The following is a 2,406-nucleotide window of genomic DNA, read 5'->3' on the forward strand; positions in this document are numbered from 1 at the left end:
TTTCAGCTAAAATCTTAAATCTAAAATATCTTAAATTTTGCTAAAATTTTGCTTTAATTGTAAAATAGTAATCCCCACCAGCTTCTAGTTGATAATCCCATTTTTCTAGAAACCTACCTAAAGGTTCTTGAATTAAAGCACGTCCTTGAGAAGGTTGAATGGAAAGAGTTTTTTCATGGCGAAAACCCCATTTAAAATGCCAATTAAAAGACCCAGCACTTACTTCTCCTTCGATAGTGCCTTTTTGCCAAGACTGGCGAGTTACTCTGACATAAGCAGTAGTCTCTGGTAAACCTTTATAACTCATTAATAGTTAAAAGTCACACTTTTGATTAAAGTCAAAATTTTAAATTTCTATAATATCCTCACTTATACTAACCAAGACACTTTTAAATACTTTCTTAAATACTACAGAGTGCAAAGTTCTTGGAATAACTATTGCTAGTTAAGGCTTTCAACGATCTAAAGGTTAAAAACTCTTTATTAATAGCTGTCAATAATGTAAGCTTTTTCCAGTAATACTTTCTGTTTTCAAAGCTAATAGTTTTTTGGAAGAACTTTGTACTCTCCAATTAAATAGTAAGTTAATCTTCTGGTAAGCTTACACTACGATTGTTATAGAGACTCATAGCTTTTTCTATCCCTTGTCTCACAGAAAGCTCTACTGCATCTACTACTAATTTCAGTACTTGAGTCATTAATTGACTTTCTGTTGGGCTAAACTTTCCTAAAACATGACCAATAGTATTTGGATCTCTACTTTCAGCACTAGCATTCTTTGGCTTACCTATACCTATTCGCAAACGAGGAAATTCTTGAGTCCCTAAATGAGCGATCGCTGACTTCATTCCATTATGGCCACCTGCTGACCCAGATAACCGTAGTCGCAGTCGTCCCATCGGTAAATCCATATCATCATATATAATCAGCACTGAATTTGGTGGCAATTTATACCAATCTAAGACCGCACGCACTGCTTGTCCAGACCTATTCATATAGGTCAATGGCTTGAGCAAATAAATTTTATCAGATTTTATACCTCTGCCTTCTCCAAACTCTGCTTTAAATTTCCGGTTTTCAGATAGAGAAACCTGCCACATATTGGCTATAGTATCAACCGCCGCAAATCCTATATTGTGCCTAGTCCTTTCATATTTTGGCTCCGGATTTCCTAAACCTACAATTAGTTGAGGAATTACTAAATTTTGCCCTGATACCACCTCTTTCATTACATTAATAATTCAAATTAAATTGTCAAAAATATAATAATTTTTTGAATTAGCTCAGGTGATTTTTTTCTCTACTTTTACCTAATAATTAATAATTAAATAATTCAGATAAAAAGCTGACTCTTTTCATGTAGGGAACAAAGAAATAATATTTCCTTATATTCAATCAAGAACAGTTTCAAATAAAGGTAATTATCAATTGTCTATTAATGAACAATAATAAACAACTAGCTTTTCTGACTTTTCTCTGTAGGAGAAGAAACAGTTACTACTTGTTCTGACTCTGATTCTGGTGCATACTGACTAACTTGAGACCCTTCTTCTAACTGTTTTGCCTCTCGTTTAAACTCATTTTCAAACTCTTTAGCTCCTGCCTTAAAACTATTTATCGCTTGCCCTAAACTACGACCAATTTCTGGTAGTTTCTTTGGACCGAATATCAAAAGAGCTACGACTAAAATTACAATCATTTCAGGGAGACCAATACCGAAAATATTCATCTTGTTTTTTACTCCTAAAATTTACCTGAGATTACTGCTAAGGATACAGTTAGGGCTGGAGAAATTTTAATTAATTGAATTTCTTAGCCCTACTCTATTAATTCATCTTATTTAGTTAGACTAGCCCAGTCCACATCAACATTCTCTAACAACAACGAAGAGTTGTAGATTTGGAGAATAATCAACAAGAAGACAAAGAATAAGCCAATAAAAACGGCCATTAATAGTGTCGTGCCCCAACCGGGAGATACTTTACCATATTCAGAGTTTAAAGGCTTGAGCAAGTCTCCTAATCCAGTTCTTTGTGCCATAAGTTTCTATGTAATCTATAATTCAGCAGAATTTTTTAATCTTTTGTAATAATATTGTATAATGAACGTTGTAGATAAATATAGTCTTATGTAGTTAAATATACTCTTTTGTCTCCAGAAATTTGGGCGATTATTGAGATAATTTAACAATGTCTGCAATAATAGACAATCAAATAGCCTCAAGAGTCAACGATCTGAATTTCAATAGGGTGAAATTCCTGGACTGACACGCTACCTCTAGACACATAAGAACCTACGTCCAAGCCTCTGTATTATGACCAAGCAGAAATTGAATCAGGGAGATAATCAAAAAAGAGGAAAATCAAAAAAAGCAGCTCCCTTTTGTCTTTGACCATGGGATAGAGG

4 protein-coding genes are annotated in these 2,406 nt (G+C 33.8%); all 4 read right to left on the reverse strand.

Going from position 1 to position 2,406, the window contains the following annotated elements; all coding sequences use genetic code 11:
* Nucleotides 1-40: 40 nt before the first annotated feature.
* Nucleotides 41-307 carry a DUF3146 family protein gene (locus AC3DU7_RS25165; protein ID WP_488042026.1) on the reverse strand — a complete coding sequence of 89 codons (267 nt, stop codon included), beginning with the start codon at nucleotides 305-307 and terminating at the stop codon, nucleotides 41-43.
* Between the two features lie 277 nt (nucleotides 308-584).
* A complete protein-coding gene (pth, locus tag AC3DU7_RS25170; RefSeq protein WP_488042027.1) occupies nucleotides 585-1,229 on the reverse strand; it encodes an aminoacyl-tRNA hydrolase in 645 nt (214 codons plus the stop codon).
* 227 nt (nucleotides 1,230-1,456) lie between these two features.
* Nucleotides 1,457-1,729, reverse strand: a complete 273-nt coding sequence (locus AC3DU7_RS25175) for a TatA/E family twin arginine-targeting protein translocase (protein WP_488042028.1) — start codon at nucleotides 1,727-1,729, stop codon at nucleotides 1,457-1,459.
* A 107-nt stretch (nucleotides 1,730-1,836) separates the two neighbouring features.
* Nucleotides 1,837-2,040, reverse strand: a complete 204-nt coding sequence (psbH, locus tag AC3DU7_RS25180) for a photosystem II reaction center phosphoprotein PsbH (RefSeq protein WP_124146298.1) — start codon at nucleotides 2,038-2,040, stop codon at nucleotides 1,837-1,839.
* Between the last annotated feature and the right edge of the window lie 366 nt (nucleotides 2,041-2,406).

This window comes from Okeania sp., assembly GCF_983059655.1.

Coding starts and splice junctions, on each gene's coding strand:
- psbH (WP_124146298.1), bottom strand. CDS start 2,040: ATGGCACAAAGAACTGGATTAGGAGACTTGCTCAAGCCTTTAAACTCT.
- pth (WP_488042027.1), bottom strand. CDS start 1,229: ATGAAAGAGGTGGTATCAGGGCAAAATTTAGTAATTCCTCAACTAATT.
- AC3DU7_RS25165 (WP_488042026.1), bottom strand. CDS start 307: ATGAGTTATAAAGGTTTACCAGAGACTACTGCTTATGTCAGAGTAACT.
- AC3DU7_RS25175 (WP_488042028.1), bottom strand. CDS start 1,729: ATGAATATTTTCGGTATTGGTCTCCCTGAAATGATTGTAATTTTAGTC.